The organism is Sulfuricurvum sp. MLSB (genome assembly GCF_000747095.1).
Taxonomy (GTDB): Bacteria; Campylobacterota; Campylobacteria; order Campylobacterales; family Sulfurimonadaceae; genus Sulfuricurvum.
On the sequence record NZ_JQGL01000025.1, the window covers coordinates 1 to 2088 of the forward strand.

Below are 2088 nucleotides of genomic sequence, written 5' to 3' on the forward strand. Positions count from 1 at the left end.
TGGCCCCGGGTATTGCAGCGAGGGGTGGGAATCTCGGAATATCTGATGCAGTGATAAGGAGATTTAACATACCGAGAATTGGAGAGACGGCATCAATAGATACATATTTCATTGACGATTTATTAAAAGGAGAAAAATTAAAGGCTGGTGAAAAAGGAAAGATTAATATAGTAGATACAGGATTTGTTCCACAGACATTCGAGGTTGCACCATCCGACTTCTCGATGAAATCTGGAACGGAAGTAATGGATATAAATCGTGTTCTTACTGGGAGAGCACAGGGACAGTATCCGTCTGGTGTAGTAGAAGGTCTGAAGACTCCTGCACCTCTTACAAATCCGATCATGAGAGAGATTATTCCAGATCTACCAAATCTTCCGATGGACTGGCTCCCGGGTATCGGAAAACCTGTGGTAAGAGGTGTCCTTCCGGGAACACCCAGAGTAAATACTTTCGATATAGGATTGAGAATAGAGTCAACTGTTCAATCTCCGAAGGGACTCGAGTCTAAATTCGGTGGTTCTGGTATGAGCAACAAAGCAATGATGGAAATAATAAACGTTGATATATACAAATCGTCTGGAAGTGGTTCAGTGCAAAAATCTATTGACGATATTATCGGACAGTCTTCTCTTTATGCAAGAGTGAAACCTGCGAAAGTTGCATTCGAACAGCAGAAGATACTCCCGAGCGCGAGCGAAAAGACATTCGTATCGAAGCAGCAGCCGATAGAAGGGTTTGAGGATGCACTTAAAACAGTATTTGAGAGTGAGAAAATGTCTTCGCAACCAACAGTTAAAAAATTCCCGAAGGGGATGCAGATGGATTACTTGCGCGAAGCTCTCAAGCAAAGACCAGCATTTGTAACAATGGGGCCTGCATCGGTTGTATCATCTTCTGTAGTTCCAAAGATCAATCAGATAAAAACCGTGGTTGGAGATGTTGAACTTGGCCCAACTGGGGTTGACTTGGCCAACTATATCGACAGATATGCATACGAATGGAAAGGGAACTACAAAGGAATTTATGGGGAAACGTATGCAGCAGAAGTTGCAAAGAGAGTGAGAAGTGGGAGTGGAACGAGCGAAAATACGTCTGGATCAACGTGGGTAGATGGGTTCATAAGAACAATTGAATCGTCTAATGCATCTGAACAGAAGAATAAGATTGTGAGCACTGTAGCGTTAGCTTCTAAACAGAAGCAGAAATCGATTCAGAATACAGCGCAAGAGCAGAGTATAGAACAGGAGCAGAGGAACAAGTCTATAGCGCTTCTCGCAGGGGTTGGGATTAGCAAAGAGATATTAGAATCTTCTCTTAAGAGGAAGACAATCGATGATATGTACGATCTCTACAAACCGTTCAAGAATCAGAAACCATACTTACCAGAAAAGATCGGAGATGGGTTCAAATATCCTACAGACATCGGAAAGGGTCTTATCTTCGCTCTCCCGGGTCTCGGTTCCGGTGGCGGTGGCAGCGGTGGGGGTGGCAGGTTGTCCCTCTTCGGGTTCCGTGAGCGCATCAATGTCCTCACACCGAACGAAATATCCGGCATCACCGGCAAGCGCGGAAAGCCATTCTATCGCGTCACAGGTAAGCACGGTCTTGTCGAGAAGCACACTCCGGTCTCGAAGGTATACGATCCGTACAAACCATCGCGCCGAACCGACGATTTTGTCAAGAGCACCGGCATCGATCTCTTCCGTGCAAAGACGAAGCAGGAAGGCGGGCCCGGTATTGCATCACGCCGTGCAGCTCCAACCGATATCGTAGAACTCGTCGGGGGGTTCAAACCCGGCAAGAAGCGCAGCAGCAAGAAATCAAACATCTTCAGGGGGTTGTTCTGAAATGATAAGAAAATCCAACGATGAAGCAATCGCAGCACCGGTCGTCATATTCGTAGTCTCTGTACTCGCGGTTGCATTCATCATGCTGACGCTGGTGCTCCCGGTAAATGCCCAGCTCATCACAGCGTATATGTCGCTGTCGAACTACGTGCAGATCACTCCTGCTCACCAAGCATCGACTCTCGTTGGTAACTGGGTTGTCCCGGCAAGCGGGTTCATCGGGTTGATCGCGCTCGTC

At 46.8% G+C, this 2088-nt stretch carries 2 protein-coding genes; both read left to right on the top strand.

Annotated features, from left to right (window positions below; genetic code table 11):
• Window positions 1–1850: hypothetical protein (locus JU82_RS03260; protein WP_037946414.1), on the top strand; the 1850-nt coding region annotated here is incomplete at its 5' end.
• Window position 1851: 1 nt separating this feature from the next.
• Window positions 1852–2088, top strand: a 237-nt coding sequence (locus JU82_RS03265) for a hypothetical protein (RefSeq protein ID WP_294892077.1), incomplete at its 3' end; no start/stop codon positions are given.